This window comes from Pseudomonas sp. No.117 (assembly GCF_054558395.1).
Genome location: NZ_BAAJNP010000003.1, coordinates 21,052 through 36,418 on the forward strand (window position 1 = coordinate 21,052; position 15,367 = coordinate 36,418).

Annotated in this window: 14 protein-coding genes and 1 tRNA gene; 11 read left to right on the forward strand and 4 right to left on the reverse strand. The window is 67.5% G+C overall.

All coding sequences use genetic code 11. The features are described 5' to 3' along the window. Window positions 1-356 precede the first annotated feature (356 nt). The gene (locus ACYJP6_RS06895) at window positions 357-1,601 is read left to right on the forward strand and encodes a methyl-accepting chemotaxis protein (protein ID WP_459474805.1); all 1,245 of its coding nucleotides are present in this window, start codon (window positions 357-359) and stop codon (window positions 1,599-1,601) included. Here the strand turns inward: ACYJP6_RS06895 and ACYJP6_RS06900 are convergent. The 3 genes from ACYJP6_RS06900 to gabD all read right to left on the reverse strand — a co-directional run bounded on the left by ACYJP6_RS06900 (window position 1,598) and on the right by gabD (window position 5,871). Further along, window positions 1,598-2,794 (reverse strand): HDOD domain-containing protein, encoded by a 1,197-nt coding sequence (locus tag ACYJP6_RS06900; protein WP_459474309.1) that lies wholly within the window; start codon window positions 2,792-2,794, stop codon window positions 1,598-1,600. The genes ACYJP6_RS06895 and ACYJP6_RS06900 overlap by 4 nt on opposite strands. 114 nt (window positions 2,795-2,908) lie before the next feature. Next, window positions 2,909-4,189: a 4-aminobutyrate--2-oxoglutarate transaminase gene (gene gabT / locus ACYJP6_RS06905; RefSeq protein ID WP_459474310.1), complete on the reverse strand. Its 1,281-nt coding sequence runs from the start codon at window positions 4,187-4,189 to the stop codon at window positions 2,909-2,911. A 233-nt stretch (window positions 4,190-4,422) separates the two neighbouring features. Next, the gene (gene gabD, locus ACYJP6_RS06910) at window positions 4,423-5,871 is read right to left on the reverse strand and encodes an NADP-dependent succinate-semialdehyde dehydrogenase (protein WP_459474311.1); all 1,449 of its coding nucleotides are present in this window, start codon (window positions 5,869-5,871) and stop codon (window positions 4,423-4,425) included. Window positions 5,872-6,212: 341 nt separating this feature from the next. Here gabD and ACYJP6_RS06915 point away from each other — a divergent pair. The 4 genes from ACYJP6_RS06915 (at window position 6,213) to sugE (ending at window position 7,774) form a co-directional block, all read left to right on the forward strand. Further along, a tRNA-Arg gene (locus ACYJP6_RS06915) sits at window positions 6,213-6,289 on the forward strand. Window positions 6,290-6,543: 254 nt separating this feature from the next. Beyond that, window positions 6,544-6,774 carry a hypothetical protein gene (locus ACYJP6_RS06920; RefSeq protein ID WP_459474312.1) on the forward strand — a complete coding sequence of 77 codons (231 nt, stop codon included), beginning with the start codon at window positions 6,544-6,546 and terminating at the stop codon, window positions 6,772-6,774. Window positions 6,775-6,895: 121 nt separating this feature from the next. Then, entirely contained in the window at window positions 6,896-7,282 is a 387-nt protein-coding gene (locus tag ACYJP6_RS06925; RefSeq protein WP_459474313.1) for a hypothetical protein, read from the forward strand. A 174-nt stretch (window positions 7,283-7,456) separates the two neighbouring features. Next, window positions 7,457-7,774 (forward strand): quaternary ammonium compound efflux SMR transporter SugE, encoded by a 318-nt coding sequence (sugE, locus tag ACYJP6_RS06930; protein WP_140218247.1) that lies wholly within the window; start codon window positions 7,457-7,459, stop codon window positions 7,772-7,774. A gap of 12 nt (window positions 7,775-7,786) precedes the next feature. On the opposite strand, the gene ACYJP6_RS06935 is transcribed toward sugE, so the two are convergent. Next, complete coding sequence (locus tag ACYJP6_RS06935) at window positions 7,787-8,272, reverse strand: hypothetical protein (protein WP_459474314.1); 486 nt, start codon at window positions 8,270-8,272, stop codon at window positions 7,787-7,789. Between the two features lie 109 nt (window positions 8,273-8,381). Here ACYJP6_RS06935 and ACYJP6_RS06940 point away from each other — a divergent pair, with 109 nt between their 5' ends. From ACYJP6_RS06940 to ACYJP6_RS06965, 6 genes are all read left to right on the forward strand, one after another. Further along, complete coding sequence (locus tag ACYJP6_RS06940) at window positions 8,382-9,464, forward strand: PQQ-dependent sugar dehydrogenase (RefSeq protein ID WP_459474315.1); 1,083 nt, start codon at window positions 8,382-8,384, stop codon at window positions 9,462-9,464. Window positions 9,465-9,828: 364 nt separating this feature from the next. Further along, a complete protein-coding gene (locus tag ACYJP6_RS06945) occupies window positions 9,829-10,902 on the forward strand; it encodes a saccharopine dehydrogenase family protein (RefSeq protein ID WP_459474316.1) in 1,074 nt (357 codons plus the stop codon). Window positions 10,903-10,968: 66 nt separating this feature from the next. Next, entirely contained in the window at window positions 10,969-11,910 is a 942-nt protein-coding gene (locus tag ACYJP6_RS06950) for a Gfo/Idh/MocA family protein (RefSeq protein WP_459474317.1), read from the forward strand. A 119-nt stretch (window positions 11,911-12,029) separates the two neighbouring features. Further along, window positions 12,030-13,670 (forward strand): methyl-accepting chemotaxis protein, encoded by a 1,641-nt coding sequence (locus tag ACYJP6_RS06955; RefSeq protein ID WP_459474318.1) that lies wholly within the window; start codon window positions 12,030-12,032, stop codon window positions 13,668-13,670. Window positions 13,671-13,824: 154 nt separating this feature from the next. Next, window positions 13,825-14,079 (forward strand): hypothetical protein, encoded by a 255-nt coding sequence (locus ACYJP6_RS06960; RefSeq protein ID WP_459474319.1) that lies wholly within the window; start codon window positions 13,825-13,827, stop codon window positions 14,077-14,079. A gap of 392 nt (window positions 14,080-14,471) precedes the next feature. Beyond that, the gene (locus tag ACYJP6_RS06965) at window positions 14,472-15,365 is read left to right on the forward strand and encodes an SDR family oxidoreductase (protein ID WP_459474320.1); all 894 of its coding nucleotides are present in this window, start codon (window positions 14,472-14,474) and stop codon (window positions 15,363-15,365) included. Window positions 15,366-15,367 lie beyond the last annotated feature (2 nt).

Genomic DNA, 15,367 nt, shown 5'->3' on the forward strand with positions numbered 1-15,367 from the left:
AAGCCGTCATGGTTTCGGCATCGACCCGAGCACAAGAACAAGGAGGTCGCATGCCCAGGCGCTGGCCACTCGTGTTGTCGCTTCACCTGCTCGCCCTCGGTGCGGCGCTGTTGCTCTGGCAGAGCCTGGCTCTACCTGCGGCGGCCGGCATAGGCCTGACCTTGCTCGCCGCCCTCTGGCCCTGGCTGCTGGTGCGCGCCCCTGCCGCGCCGCCAGCGGCAGCCCTGCCACACGACGACCTCACCCGCGATCTCTCGCGCAGCACCGCGCGCAATGCCGTGGCCATCGCCGGTGTCGCCTATGCGGCCCAGCAGCTGGCGGCCAGGGTGCAATCCCAGGCCAGCGCGGCGGCGCAGATGGCCAGCAGCGCCGCCGCGCTGACCCAGACCGAGCAGGACAGCGCCGGCAGCGCCCGCCAGGCGCTGGACGTGGTGCAGCAGGTACACGAACGGAGCGAAGCCGGGCGCGAAGCCCTGGGCGAGGCGATCGCCGCCATCCGCGCCCTGAGCGATCACGCCCGCGATAGTCGGGAACTGATCGCCGGGCTCAGCGTGCGCACCGACAAGATCCAGCAGGTCACCGCGGTCATCCAGGCCATCGCCAGCCAGACCAACCTGCTGGCCCTCAATGCCGCCATCGAGGCGGCGCGGGCCGGCGAACACGGCCGCGGCTTCGCCGTGGTGGCCGACGAGGTACGGGGGCTGGCGGCGCGGACCTCCAGCGCGACCGGCGAGGTCGGGGTGATCGTCGCCGACATCAGCCAGCAGACCGGCGCCGTGGTCAGCCAGATCCAGGAGCTGGCCACCGCCCTGGAAGATGGCGTCCGCCGCGTCGAGCACACCGGCGAGGGCCTGCAGGAGATCGCCCGGCTCGCGCAGACCGCCGAACGCCAGGCGGGCGACATCGCCCAGGGCACCTCGGCCAACCTCGCCCAGCTGGAAAACCTGGCCGAGGCGGTGGCGCAGGTGCACAGCGACCTGGCCGACAGCGAGCGCCAGACCAGTCGCCTGAGCAGCGCCGCCGACGAACTGGTGGACATGGCCGAAGCCAGCAGCGAACGCCTGGCCGAAGTCGGCCTGGACAGCTATCACCAACGCATCTTCGAACTGGCGCGCCAGGGTGCGGATGCCATCGGCCGACGCTTCGAAGAAGACCTGGCCGCCGGCCGCATCACCCCGGAAGCCCTGTTCGATCGCCAGTACCAGCCCCTTCCCGGCAGCCAGCCACCCAAGTACCGCACCCGCTTCGACAGCTATACCGACGGCGTGCTGCCGGCGATCCAGGAGCCGCTGCTGACCCAGCACCCCGGACTGGTGTTCGCCATCGCCTGTACCCCGGAAGGCTACGTGCCGACCCACAACAATGCCTTCGCCCATGCCCCCACCGGCGACCTGGCGGTGGATACGGCGCGCAGCCGCAGCAAGCGCCTGTTCGGCGACCGCACCGGCAAGCGCTGCGGCAGTCATCAGCGGCGGCTACTGCTGCAGACCTACATGAGGGATACCGGCGAGGTGATGCACGACCTCTCAGTGCCGATCCTGGTGAACGGGCGGCACTGGGGCGGACTGCGCCTGGGCTACCGCCCCGATACCGCGCGCTAGGCCGGTTGCAGCTGGGTGACGGCCAGCTTCCAGACCGGCGCTTCCAGCCCCAGCATGCGGCTGGCCTTGTGTTCCAGCAGGCCGTCGAGGGACTCGCCGGGCGCCGGGCACGCCGCCTGGGCGGCCAGGTGCAGGATCAGTGAGGGCTTGGGCAGCACCCCGTGCAGGCCGTGCACCGCCGCCACCAATTCGCGCAACTCCAGCGGCAGGCGCCAGTGGCGCTGCAACTCCGTGGAGAACTCCTGGCTGTAGCGCGCCAGGGCGCGCTCCACCGCGGCCTCGTCGACCACGCCGCCCGCCGCGCACCAGCGCTGCAGCCCCTGCAGCACGGCCAGTTCGCCCAGGCGATGCAGCAGCCCTGCGGTATAGCAGCGCTCGGCGTCTTCGCGGGCATAGCGCAGCGCCAGCAGCCGCGCGCAATCGGCGGCGCGCTGGGCCAGGTGCAGATAGCCTTCGGCGCGCCCGGCCAGCAGCGGATCGGCCAGCCGCGTCGCGCGCTTGAGGCTCAGACCCAGCACCAGGTTGAGGGTGAAGCCCACGCCCAGGCGCGGCAGCGCCTGGCTGAGCGTCTGGCAGGACTGGCCGACGCGCTGGGAAGCGCTATTGGCCGCGGCGATCAGCGTCGCGGTGACCAGCGGATCATGGCTGAACTCGGTCTCCAGTTCGCCCAGGCTGCAGCTGGCGCTGTCGCGGCAGCGCTGGATGATGGCGGGCAGGTCGGCGAACAACGGCACGGCGTCGATCTCCGCGGCCATGCGCTGCAGATAGTCGTCCAGGGTGCCCTCGGGTCCGGGCTGGGTCGCCTGGGCATCCTCTCCCGCGGGCGGCAGGAGGCTGCGCAAGCGCCGCAGCAATTCTTCGGCGTTGTAGGGCTTGACCAGGTAGGCGGTGGGGGCGAGCCGCAGCGCCGCACGGACATAGGCGGCATCGGCCTGGTCGGAAAGCAGGATGACCGGCTGCAGGGGTTGGGTGCCGCGCTGGCGGATACGGCGCAGCAGGTCGAGTCCATCGCAATCGGCAGGGCGTTCGGCGATGACCAGGGCGCATCTTTTGCGCTGGTCCAGTTCGGCGAGGGCCTGGTAGCCATGGCCGTATTCGTGGACCTGGGCGTCGGCGCGTGCGGCCAGGACGAGTGACTTGAGCAGATCCCGGGTCCAGGGATTGGCATCAACGATGAGTATCAAGGGCGGCATCCCAACCAGCTCCTCCCAATGCCAGGCGAAGCGGCGGATGATGCGCCAAAAGGGAACTTTTTGCCAAGTCCGTCACAACAAAACCGCCCTCTTTCGAGGGCGGTCGATCAGCACTCAGGCCAATTCGGCAAAGCACTCGCCGATAATGGCCAAGCCGCGGTCCAGCTCTTCGTCGCTGGCGGTCAGCGGCACCAGGATGCGCAGCACGTTGCCGTAGCTGCCACAGCTGAGCAGGATCAGGCCTTTCTGGCGCGCGCGGACGACGATCTGGCTGGTCAGCTCGGCATCGGGTTGCTCGACGTCGCCGCCCTTGCCCAGCTCCATGGCGATCATGGCGCCCAGGCCCCGCACCTCGACGATCTGCGGATGCCTGGTCGCCAGTTCACGTAGGCCGGCGGTGAGGCGTTCGCCCACGGCCTTGGAGCGGTCCAGCAGGTTCTCCTGCTCGAAGGTCTCGATCACCGCCAGGGCCGCGGCGCAGGCGATGGGGCTACCGGCATAGGTACCGCCCAGGCCGCCGGGGGTGACGGCATCCATCACCGTGGCGCGACCGGTCACGCCCGACAGCGGGAAACCACCGGCGATGGACTTGGCGAAGGTCACCAAGTCGGCGTCGACGCCCATCTGCTCCATGGCGAAGAAGGTCCCGGTGCGCCCGGCGCCGGACTGGACCTCGTCGGCGATCAGCAGGATGCCGTGGGTGTCGCAGAGCTTGCGCAGGCGCTGCATGAAGTCCTTGGGCGCGGCATAGAAACCGCCCTCGCCCTGCACCGGCTCGAGAATGATGGCGGCCACGTCACCCGGGGCGGCATCGTTCTTGAAGATGCGCTCGACGCTGGCGATGGCGTCATCGACGCTGATGCCGTGCAGTTCGCAGGGATAGAGCGCGCGATAGACGCCGCCGGGCATCAGGCCCATGCCGGCCGAATAGGGCGCGACCTTGCCGGTGAGCGACAGGGTCATCATGGTGCGGCCGTGGTAGGCGCTGGAGAAGGCGATGACGCCGGCGCGCTGGGTGGCGGCGCGGGCGATCTTGACGGCGTTCTCCACCGCTTCGGAGCCGGAGTTGAACAGCGCGGTCTTCTTCGGGAAGTTGCCCGGCACCAGTTCGTTGAGCTTTTCGCAGACCTCGACATAGGGCTCGTAGGCCAGCACCTGGAAGCAGGTGTGGGAGACCTTGGTCAGCTGTTCCTGCACGGCCGCCACCACGCGCGGGTGCAAGTGACCGGTGTTGAGCACGGCAATGCCGCCGGCGAAGTCCAGGAACTCGTTGCCCTCGACGTCCCAGACCTTGGCGTTCTCCGCGCGGGCGACGAAGATCGGATGGGTCTGGCCGACGCCACGGGCGACGGCGGCGCTGCGGCGATGCATCAGGGAATCGTTGGTGTGGCTCATTGCAGTCCTCGATGGCCGCTCATCGTGCGGCCGGCTACGGAAAAAGCGCGGACCGGATTCCGGGCAGCATACGATGATCGACTGCCAACGGCCCGGCGTCCGCGCCGGGAAAAGCTGTGGGTCAGGCTGGAGCGCTGTTGGGCTTCGACGGTGGAGCCGTCTCAACCCAACCTACCTGGATCCTAGGTTGGGTTGAGCGCAGCGAAGCCCAACAGGCCCAGCCGAAAGCGGGATCAGACGCCCAGGCAGAGGTACTTGATCTCCAGGTATTCCTCGATACCGTACTTGGAGCCTTCGCGGCCCAGGCCGGAGGCCTTGACGCCGCCGAAGGGGGCGACCTCGTTGGAGATCAGACCGGTGTTGATGCCGACCATGCCGTATTCCAGCGCCTCGGCCACGCGGAACACGCGGGACAGGTCGCGGGCATAGAAGTAGGAGGCCAGGCCGAACTCGGTGTCGTTGGCCAGCTCGATGACCTCGGCCTCGTCCTTGAAGCGGAACAGCGGCGCCAGCGGGCCGAAGGTCTCTTCCTTGGACACCTTGGCGCTCTTGGGCACCTCGGCGAGGATGGTCGGTTCGAAGTAGCTGCCGCCATTGGCGTGGGCCTTGCCACCGGCGATGACCTTGGCACCCTGGCTCACGGCGTCGTCGATGTGCTCCTTGACCTTGGCGGCGGCCTTGGCGTCGATCAGCGGGCCGATGGTCACGCCCTCTTCCAGGCCGTTACCGACCTTGAGCTTGGCCACGGCGGCCTTGAACTTCTCGGCGAAGGCCTCGTAGACGCCGTCCTGGATGTAGAGACGGTTGACACAGACGCAGGTCTGGCCGGCGTTGCGGTACTTGGAGGCGATGGCGCCTTCCACGGCCTTGTCCAGGTCGGCGTCGTCGAAGACGATGAAGGGTGCGTTGCCGCCCAGCTCCAGCGACAGCTTCTTGATGGTCGGCGCGCTCTGCTCCATCAGCTTGGCACCGATCTCGGTGGAGCCGGTGAAGGAGATCTTGCGCACGATGGGGCTCTCGGTCAGCTCGGCACCGATCTCGGTGGCGGAGCCGGTGACCACGCTCAGCACGCCCTTGGGAATGCCGGCGCGCTCGGCCAGCTCGGCCAGGGCCAGCGCCGAGTACGGCGTCTGGCTGGCGGGCTTGATGACCATGGTGCAGCCGGCGGCCAAGGCCGGGCCGGCCTTGCGGGTAATCATCGCGGTGGGGAAGTTCCACGGCGTGATGGCGGCGGTGACGCCGATGGGCTGCTTGATCACCAGGATGCGCTTGTCGGCCTGGTGGCCGGGGATGGTGTCGCCATAGATGCGCTTGGCTTCTTCGGCGAACCACTCGATGAAGGAGGCGGCATAGGCGATCTCGCCCTTGGCCTCGGCCAGCGGCTTGCCCTGCTCCAGGGTCATCAGGCGGCCCAGGTCGTCCTGGTTCTCGATCATCAGTTCGTACCAGCGACGCAGCTTGGCCGAACGCTCCTTGGCGGTCAGCGCCCGCCAGGCCGGCAGGGCCCGGTTGGCGGCGTCGATGGCGCGCTTGGTCTCGGCGCGGCCGAGCTTGGGAATGGTGCCCAGGGTCTCGCCGGTGGCGGGGTTGTCCACGCTGACGGTGGCGCCGCTGTCGGCGTCGATCCAGGCACCGTCGACATAGGCTTGCTGGCGAAACAGGGAAGCATCTTTGAGCTGCATTACGGTCTCCTTGGCTGAAAGGGCCGGAAGCAAGGGCTTGACACCCCTGCGCCTGCGATAGGGTCAGGCCTGGCAACGCTGGCATGGCCACCGTTCAGTGCACCCTGACTCGCCGTGCAAAACGCTACGGCGTTCGAAATATTGAACGCATCCTAGGAGAATCCTGAACCCCTGCGCAAGAGCGAACGAGCCGTTTTCTCATCGACCTCGCCACTGTTTATGCAGTCCCTGCCCGACCCGACGAAACAGTCGTTCAAAATCAACAACATCGTGCATCCGGGCATGGACGGTCCGATGCAAGGTGAGTATGATGGCGACCGATTCAGCGTCACCGAATCGCTGCACTCGTAGCTCAGCTGGATAGAGTACTGCCCTCCGAAGGCAGGGGTCGTGGGTTCGAATCCCGCCGAGTGCGCCATCTCCTGTTCACCCCCCTGTGGTCGCGTGAACACCGCCAAAGCCCGCCATTGCGCGGGCTTTGGCGTTTCTGGCGGTCCTTCACGACCAATGGATGCCCTGCCCTGGCTGGCGCGGGCCGATCACCGGCCCGATTCGTCTGACCATCACCAGCAACGCCAGGGTGGTCTTGGGCTAAGCTGTGTTGACCTGCACCAGGTAAAGCCCACCGGCCGGATGCCGATACCCTGGTGATCACACAGCAAGGAAGCCTGTATGAAATACCTCCTGACCAGCTCGGTTACCCTCTTTCTCGCGGCCCCGGTCTTCACCGAGGACTCCGCCCTCGCCGAGGCCAGCCAGGCCATCCGGCCGGGCCTAGAGGCGGCGGCTCATTCGCTGCACCAGGCGCTCTTGCAAAGCACCGCGGCCGGGAGAGGCCCGGTGGCCGATGGCGCGCGGCTGCAACTGGCAGGACTGGACCGCCAGGCGCGCGCCGCCGATTAGCGCCGGGGCCGCTGGCGAGGGCAAGTAAGAGTGTTACCAAAGCTCGCTCCAGAGCCTTGCCGAACCAAGCGCCCAGCGCAGGTTCTCAAGGGCTTCCCATGGCCTATTCCGCGGCGCCCCGATGAAAGCCCTGTTTCCGCTGTTGCTGTTACCCCTCGCCCTCGGTGCCTGTACCAAGGAGCAGGGTCACCCAGACGATCTCGGTCTGCCCAGCTGCAACCTGGAGCAGCAGCGCGCCTTGCCGGGCGAGCTGGGTGGGTCGATCACCGATCCGCGGCAGGCGCATATCTCCATGCGCGCCAAGGTGCTGCAGGCGGATGTGAGCACGGCGCGGATCGCTCGGCGGATCGGTCAGCAGCAGGCGAACCAGTTCAGCGAGCACATTGCCCGGGTGCGGCAGCGGAGCGATGACTTCGTCGAGCAGCAGGGCTTCCTCAGTGCCGCCGAACGCGCCAGTTTCGACCGGGAGTTCGACGCCATCGCCGAGCAGATCTGCCAACCGCGTTAGCCGGTACCGGCCGCTCGCCGGGCCCCTCGGGTCGCAAGGCCCGGGTGTGAGCGGCTAGGATATCGGGGCCGATCCGGCGGTGAACTCTTGCCGCCGCTTTCTTCCAGCCCTGGGGACGCCCCCGAGATCGGTGGGCAGTGTTCCGGGACGGCCCGGTTACCGAGGAGGCCGTCCGTGGCTTGGTTCTATCTGGTGTGTGCGGGACTGCTCGAGGTGGTCTGGGCGTTTTCCATGAAGCAGTCCGCGGGCTTCTCGCGCCTCACCCCGACGGTGATCACCCTGGTCGCCATGGTGGCGAGCGTGGCGCTCCTGTCGATCTCCATGCGCAGCCTGCCGCTGGGCACCGCCTACACCATCTGGACCGGCATCGGCGCCGTGGGCGCCTTCGTGGTCGGCATCCTGGTGCTGGGCGAGGCGGCGAGTCCATTGCGGATCCTGGCCGCGGCCTTGATCGTCAGCGGGCTGGTATTGATGAAGCTGACCTCGTCCTGAGAGGGCTTTCGTCTAGCGCAGAACGCCCGCCCGGTCGGCACTGGGCCGGACCAGCCAGAGGAACAGCAGGCCACCGAGCAGGCCGCCCACGGCCATTGCCAGCAGCCCCTCCAGGGTGCGCGTGGCGTAGATCAGCACCGGCATGGGGGCGAAGGCGTCGATCAGGCGGATGGCGGCGATCAGGCTGACGCTGGTGGCCAGCGGCAGCAGGCAGGCCCGGTAGGCAACGCTGCCGCGCCCCAGCCAGAAGGCCGCGGCAAAGGCTGGTAACCAAGCGGCGAGCACGATGGCCGCGTAGACGGGTCCGAAGCCCAGCAGATCCTGCAACGAGGTCTGCCAGCGGGTGGCGGCGTCTATCGGCTGCCCCAGGCCCTGCAGCGCTGCCAGGTTGTATTGGGTCTGCACCAGGCTGCCCCAGGCGGTGGCCAGCAGCAGGGCGGCGGCGAAGGCCAGCAGGGTGCGAGGTCTGAGCAGGGCGCGCCAGAGCGGTGTGGACATGAGCGGACGTTCTCGAAGAGAGGCCAAGATGGTAGCGACAGCGGATGCCTGCGGTAGACCCTGGCCATGGGCCAAAGCTTCGGGGCCCAGGGCCTGGATTGTGTTACTGATGATGCTGCTGGGCGGTCCGCTGGCCACGGCCGCGCCGACCTACAAGATCGAGACGCTGGCGACCGGACTCGCGCGGCCCTGGTCGCTGGCCTTCCTGCCCGACGGCCGGGCGCTGCTCACCGAGGGCGCGGGACGGCTGCGCCTGCTGGTGCCGGATGCCCAGGGTCGGCTCGCCTTGCAAGCCGAAGCCATAGCCGGCCTGCCCGAGCTGTATAGCGAAGGCCAGGCGGGACTGTTCGAGGTGCTGCCGGACCCGGACTTTGCGAACAACCAGTTGCTCTATCTTTCCTACGCCACCGGCACGCGCCAGGCCAATCACCTGCGGGTGATACGTGCCCGGCTGGACGGCATGCGCCTGCAGGACCTCCGCACGCTGTTCACCAGCCAACCTGCCAAGCCCTTTGGCCAGCACTTCGGCGCACGCATGGCGCTGCTTGGCGACGGCACCCTGGCCATCGCCCTGGGCGACGGCAATGTGGAGCGTACCGACGCCCAGCGGCTGGATACCCATCTGGGCAAGATCGTGCGGGTGACCCGCGACGGCCAGGTGCCGGCGGACAATCCCTTCGTCGACCGCCCTGGCGCCCTGCCGGAGATCTACAGCCTCGGCCATCGTAACCCCCAGGGGCTGGTCTGGGTGGCCGAGCGCCAGGTGCTGTACGAGCACGAACACGGCTCCAAGGGCGGCGACGAGCTGAATCTGATCCGCGCCGGCGCCAACTACGGCTGGCCGCTGACCACCGGTGGCGTGGACTACACCGGCGCCCGCATCACGCCGTTCCGCGACCTGCCGGGCATCACCCCGCCGCTGCTGGAGTGGACGCCCTCTATCGCTCCGGCCGGCATGACCTGGTACGACGGTACGGATTTTCCCGTCTGGCGGGGCAGCCTGTTCGTGGCCGCGCTGCGGGAGAAATCGGTACGGCGGATACCCCTGGTGGACGGCAAGCCCGGCCAGCAGGAGCTGTTGTTCCAGGAATTGGACCAACGATTGCGCGATGTGCGCAGCGGACCGGATGGCACTCTCTGGCTGCTCACCGATGGCGAGGAAGGCCAGTTGCTGCGGGTGGTGCCGGGTTAGGTAGTGATTGCAGCCGTGGTGGTTAGCCGGGGTGCCGACCCTACACAGCGCTGATCCTGGCCATGCCGGCGCGCCGTAGCGACCGCCCCTACCGGCCGCCGTAGGTTGGGTTGAGCGCAGCGAAGCCCAACACTGCCCAAGCTGAACATCCCTGTTGGACTTCGACGATGAAGCCGTCTCAACCCAACCTACGGTCTATCAAGAGCCTGTGGCAGCAACGTTTCGGCTCAAAAACGAAACGCTCCGTCGAAACGACGAAAACTCCGTCGTTTCATCAAATAAAGCACAACGATTCGACGCTCTGACGCTCACATCTGGCAGCGCCGCTTTCTAAGCTGGAGCCTTCAACCTCGGAGGATCCGCCATGAAAGTCACCCTGCTCGGCGCCGGCCACATCGGCTATACCATTTCGCAATTGCTGCATGCCAGTGGCGACTACCAGGTGACGGTGGCCGATCGTGACGAGCGCGCCCTGGCCGCCATCGCGGCCCTGGGTGTACGGACCCGCACCCTGGATACCGCCGACGCCGCCGCTCTGATCGCCGCCCTGGACGATCAGGACGTGGTGCTCAACGCCCTGCCCTATCACCTGGCGATTCCCGTGGCCCAGGCGGCCAAGGCCACCAATACCCACTACTTCGACCTGACCGAAGACGTGAAGGCCACCAAGGCCATCCGCCAGCTGGCCGAGGGCGCGAGCAATGCCTTCATGCCCCAGTGCGGCCTGGCGCCCGGCTTCATCGGTATTGCCGCCCATTCGCTGGCCAAGCGCTTCGACAGCGTGCGCGAAGTGAAGATGCGCGTCGGCGCCCTGCCGGAATTCCCCACCAATGCGCTGAAGTACAACCTGACCTGGAGCGTCGACGGCCTGGTCAACGAGTACTGCCACCCCTGCGAGGCGGTGCGCAACGGCGAACTGCAACTGGTGCAGCCGCTGGAAGGCCTGGAGCACTTCTCCCTGGACGGCGTGGAATACGAGGCCTTCAACACCTCCGGCGGCCTGGGTACCCTCTGCGAGACCCTGCAGGGCCAGGTGGAAACCCTCGACTACAAGACGGTGCGCTATCCCGGGCACCGCGACCTGATGAAGTTCCTGCTGGAAGACCTGCGCCTGGCCGGTGACCAGGAGCAGCTCAAGGGCATCCTGCGTGGCGCCGTGCCCACCACCATGCAGGACGTGGTGCTGGTGTTCGTCACCGTCAGCGGAATGCGCGGTGGCAAGCTGGTGCAGGAAGTATTCAGCCGCAAGATCTTCGCCGCCGAGCGCGACGGCCAGCTGACCAGCGCCATCCAGATCACCACCGCTGCCGGCATCTGCACCGCGCTGGACCTGTTCCGCGAAGGCAAGCTGCCACAGCGCGGCTTCATCGCCCAGGAGCAGGTGGACATGGATGCCTTCCTGGCCAACCGCTTCGGCAAGGCCTACCAGCCGGCCTGATCGCGGAAGCTTAGCGACCGCCGAGGGGTCCATAACGGTACAGCCACCGTTAGAGGACCCTTCGTCATGCTCAGCGTCGCCATCGTCGGTTGCGAACAGATCCACGCCCAGGACTACCTGGACACCAGCCTGGCTGATCCGCGGGTGCGGGTGGTGGCGGTGGCCAGTGAGCGCGATCCAGAGCGTGCCCAGCGCCTCGCCGCGCCCCATGGCCTGCCGGTGCTGGACGACTTCCGGCAGCTGCCCGCGGTGGACCTGGCCTTCGTCACCACCGCCATCGATGACCATGAAGCCGCGGTGGCGGCCTTGCTGCCCCGCGCCCGCCACCTGTTCGTGGAAAAGCCGCTGGCCGTCTCGGCCGCGCGGGCCACGGCCCTGGCCGAGCGACTCGCCGGACGCTCCTGCTTCAGCGGCTTCTACCTGCGTACCGACCCGGCCTTGCAGCAGCTGCGCCAGCTGGCGCGGGATGGCGCCATCGGTACCCTCACCCACCTGTCACTGACCGCGGGCCATCCGGGACTGCTGGAGGGCTGGCTGAGCGAGTGGCCGGCGCACCTGAACGAGGCGCGCATGGGCTACGGCGCCTTCGGCGATCTGGCCGTGCATCTGCTCGACTTCAGCGCCTGGCTCACCGACCAGCCGCTGACGGTGGAACATTGCCGCCTGGAGCGCGACGCCCGCTGGCCACTGGATCACGGTGGCGAGGCCCTGCTCAGCGCCGGCGGGTTGCCGATCCACCTGCGCGCCAGCGCCACCCTGCGTGGGCCGCGGCTGGCCATCCGGCTAGACGGCAGCGCGGGAACGCTGGAAGTCTCCGCCGGACGGCTGCTGCTTCACGATGCCCAGGGCAACCGACAGATATTGGCGGAGGGCCTGGATCCCGGCGTGCCCCAGGGGGCCCTGGCGGTGTTCGACCGGTTGCTCGGCCAGGAGCGCCCGGAACTGGCCACCCTGGATGCCGCGCTGGCAGCCAATCGTCTGCTGGATCAGCTCTATGGACGGGGCTGAGGTGGCGGATGGCCTGCTCTAGAGCCCGCCCGGCGGTGTTAAAGGTCATCTGATAAGTGCCGATAGCAAGGGCATCCGGTGCAATCTGGCTGGCATCCCTCGCTGAAAGGAACTCCCCAATGGTCTGGTTCAACAATCTGGCGCTGGCGAAGAAACTCGCGATCGCCTTCGGTCTCTGTACGCTCATCACCCTGGGCATAGGTGCGGTCGGCATGAACGGGCTCAGGAGCCTGAATGGCCTGCTGGATTCGGTGCTGAACAACAATCTGCTGTCCATCACCCGGCTCAACGATGCCAAGAACAACGTGATCGGCCACAACCGCGACATCTTCCGATTGATGTCCATGGTCTATGCCAACGCGCCCCAGACCGAGCAGGACCGCATCATCGCCTCGCTGCGATCCAACCAGGCCGATGCCGAGAAGCCCTTCGCCGACTACCGCGCAACGCCCTTGCAAGCGGATGAAAAAGTCGCGGGCGACGCCTTCGAGGGTGAGTGGAAGACCTATATCGCCGGCATCGACACCGTCCTGGCGCGCCTGGCCGCCAAGGACGTGGCCGGTGCCAACCAGCTGTTGAACGAGCAGGTGCAGCCCAGCTATCGCAAGACCATGGCCGCCTTCAAGATCATGGTGGAGTCCAACAAGCGCCAGGGTAACGAAGCCGGCGCCGCGGCGATCGCCACCTACGGCAAGGCCTTCTGGATGCTCGCCGGCGGCCTGCTGCTGGCGGTGCTCTGCGCCCTGGTCCTGGGCATCGTCATCACCCGCATGATCGTCAGCCCGATCCGCGAAGCCGTGTCCAGCGCCGAGCGCGTCGCCGAGGGCGACCTGACCCAACCGATCCAGAGCACGCGCCGCGACGAAGCCGGCCAGCTGCTGCAAGCCCTGGGCGGCATGCAGCGCAGCCTGAAGGATACCGTGCAGCAGATGGCCGGCGCCTCCAGCCAGCTGGCCGCGGCCGCCGAGGAATTGCACGCCGTGACCGAGGAGACCTCGCGCGGCCAGGTTCGCCAGCATGACGAAGTGCAGCAGGCGGCCACCGCGGTCAACCAGATGACCGCCGCCGTGGAAGAGGTCGCCCGCAACGCCGCCTCCACCTCCACCGCTTCCCAGGAGACCAGCCATGAGGCCCAGCAGGGTCGCGAGCAGGTGCAGCAGGCGGCCAAGGCCATGGCGGTGATGACCGAGGAAATCACCGACTCCACCCAGAAGGTGCAGACCCTGGAAGGCCAGATCCGCGAGATCGGCAAGGTGCTGGAGGTCATCCGCGGCATCGCCGAGCAGACCAACCTGCTGGCGCTCAATGCCGCCATCGAAGCGGCCCGCGCTGGCGAGCAGGGGCGCGGCTTCGCCGTGGTGGCGGACGAGGTCCGTGCCCTGGCCCACAGGACCCAGGGCTCCACCGGCGAGATCGAGCGCATGATGAGCACCGTGCGCAGTAGCGCCGAAGAAGCGGTGAGCGCCATGCACAAGAGCCAGTCGCTGGCGGACGACACCCAGCAGCGGGCCAACCGCGCCGGCGAGGCGCTGGAGCGGATCACCGCCGGGGTGGCACGGATCGAGGAACGCAACCTGGTGATCGCCAGTGCGGCGGAGGAGCAGGCCCAGGTGGCTCGCGAAGTGGACCGCAACTTGGTCAACATCCAGGACCTGTCCACCCAGACCGCGACCGGCGCCCAGCAGACCGCCGCGTCCAGCCAGGAACTGTCGCGCCTGGCCACGTCCTTCCAGGGCCTGGTAGCCCAGTTCCGTTATTGAGAAACGACTGCGACCAGCGGTTGGCCTGCCGCCACCCAGCGGGCGGCAGGCTTCAAGCGCAACGGCGGGGCCTGGCGTGCCACGCGCAGCCAAGCGGCAGGGAACATTGCCCGCCAGAGTGGTTCTGAGCAGAACCTCTCGATTGGATGCGCCCATGCCCTTCACCTACGACGCCCGCCGCAGCTATCGCCTGATCGGCCTGGACGATGGGCGGCTGGCCGGCCAACTGCTGTGCGGTCAGCTCTACATCATGGTCACGGGCGACGGCACCCTGCCCCGGTCCTATGCCCAGCTGGAAGATGACCAGTTGCGCACCGCCACCGGCGACCTGATCGGCTGTCGCGAGGCGGACATCCTCACCCTGCAACGTACCGGTGTCGCCCTGCGCCTGGAGCCGCTCGACACCTGAAGGCTGGCGCTAGCGTGGCCCAGCCTGGCCAGGACCACCCGCAGGTCCGCCATGGCCACCGCCGGGACCACCATGCCCGCCGCCCGGTGGCGGCATGAACAGCCAGCACCCGGACAACGACAGTACTACGGCCAGCAGGGCCACCTTGCAGCTCTTAACCAACATCCGCTTTCTCCAACAGCGCAGGGACCTTCCCTGCGTCACCTCCTTGGACGCCAGGCCACGGCCAAAAAGGCGTAGCCGGGGGTAAAGCCGAGGTAAGAAATCCGTCCAAGTGGATACAGAGGCCGATGGACGCCGGGAACCTCGTGGCGGCTTTACCCCTCCATTTCCTTGAACGTCAGCGAAAAGCTGCCCAACGGGCGCCTTTCTAGCGCCTTTCAGGAGATGTCATGTCCAGCGACAACCAGTACGCCATGCAGAACCCCCTCACCCAGTATCCCCAGCCGGAGTTTCCCAAGCAGCCCCAGGAGGCGCCAGGCCTGGCCCAGGCGATGCAGCCGCGTCCCGATCATGGCGAGACCAGCTACAAGGGCTTCGGTCGGCTGGCTGGGCGCAAGGCGTTGATCACCGGGGCGGATTCGGGCATTGGCCGGGCGACCGCCATCGCCTATGCCCGCGAGGGTGCCGACCTGGTGCTCAACTACCTGCCGGAGGAAGAAGCCGACGCCCAGGAAGTGGTCAAGCTGGTGGAAGCCGAAGGGCGCCAGGCCTTCTGCCTGCCCGGTGACCTGAAGGACGAAGCCTTCTGCAACCAGTTGGTGAGCAAGGCGAAAGACGCCTTGGGCGGCCTCGACATCCTGGTCAACGTGGCCGGCAAGCAGACCGCGGTGCAGGACATCGCCGAGCTGACCACCGAGCAGTTCGACGCCACCTTCAAGACCAATGTCTATGCGCTGTTCTGGCTGTGCAAGGCCGCGCTACCGCACCTGCCGGCCGGCGCCGCCATCATCAACACCACCTCGATCCAGGCCACCCAGCCTTCGGAATTCCTGCTGGACTACGCCTCCACCAAGGCGGCCATCACCAACTTCACCAAGGCGCTGGCCAAGCAGGTCGCCAGCAAGGGCATCCGCGTCAATGCCGTGGCCCCCGGTCCCTTCTGGACGCCCCTGCAACCCAGTGGTGGCCAGCCGCAGGAGAAGATCCCCAGCTTCGGCGGCGAGACGGTGTTCAAGCGCCCCGGTCAGCCGGCCGAACTGGCCCCCATCTATGTACTGCTGGCCTCCCAGGAATCCAGCTATGTGACCGGTGAGGTCTATGGCGCCACCGGAGGCATGGGCTGACG

Excerpts from the sequence above, each read along its gene's own strand:
- ACYJP6_RS06895 (WP_459474805.1), top strand. The coding sequence starts at position 357 with ATGGCCAGCAGCGCCGCCGCGCTGACCCAGACCGAGCAGGACAGCGCC.
- ACYJP6_RS06900 (WP_459474309.1), bottom strand. The coding sequence starts at position 2,794 with ATGCCGCCCTTGATACTCATCGTTGATGCCAATCCCTGGACCCGGGAT.
- gabT (WP_459474310.1), bottom strand. The coding sequence starts at position 4,189 with ATGAGCCACACCAACGATTCCCTGATGCATCGCCGCAGCGCCGCCGTC.
- gabD (WP_459474311.1), bottom strand. The coding sequence starts at position 5,871 with ATGCAGCTCAAAGATGCTTCCCTGTTTCGCCAGCAAGCCTATGTCGAC.
- ACYJP6_RS06920 (WP_459474312.1), top strand. The coding sequence starts at position 6,544 with ATGAAATACCTCCTGACCAGCTCGGTTACCCTCTTTCTCGCGGCCCCG.
- ACYJP6_RS06925 (WP_459474313.1), top strand. The coding sequence starts at position 6,896 with ATGAAAGCCCTGTTTCCGCTGTTGCTGTTACCCCTCGCCCTCGGTGCC.
- ACYJP6_RS06935 (WP_459474314.1), bottom strand. The coding sequence starts at position 8,272 with ATGTCCACACCGCTCTGGCGCGCCCTGCTCAGACCTCGCACCCTGCTG.
- ACYJP6_RS06940 (WP_459474315.1), top strand. The coding sequence starts at position 8,382 with ATGATGCTGCTGGGCGGTCCGCTGGCCACGGCCGCGCCGACCTACAAG.
- ACYJP6_RS06945 (WP_459474316.1), top strand. The coding sequence starts at position 9,829 with ATGAAAGTCACCCTGCTCGGCGCCGGCCACATCGGCTATACCATTTCG.
- ACYJP6_RS06950 (WP_459474317.1), top strand. The coding sequence starts at position 10,969 with ATGCTCAGCGTCGCCATCGTCGGTTGCGAACAGATCCACGCCCAGGAC.
- ACYJP6_RS06955 (WP_459474318.1), top strand. The coding sequence starts at position 12,030 with ATGGTCTGGTTCAACAATCTGGCGCTGGCGAAGAAACTCGCGATCGCC.
- ACYJP6_RS06960 (WP_459474319.1), top strand. The coding sequence starts at position 13,825 with ATGCCCTTCACCTACGACGCCCGCCGCAGCTATCGCCTGATCGGCCTG.
- ACYJP6_RS06965 (WP_459474320.1), top strand. The coding sequence starts at position 14,472 with ATGTCCAGCGACAACCAGTACGCCATGCAGAACCCCCTCACCCAGTAT.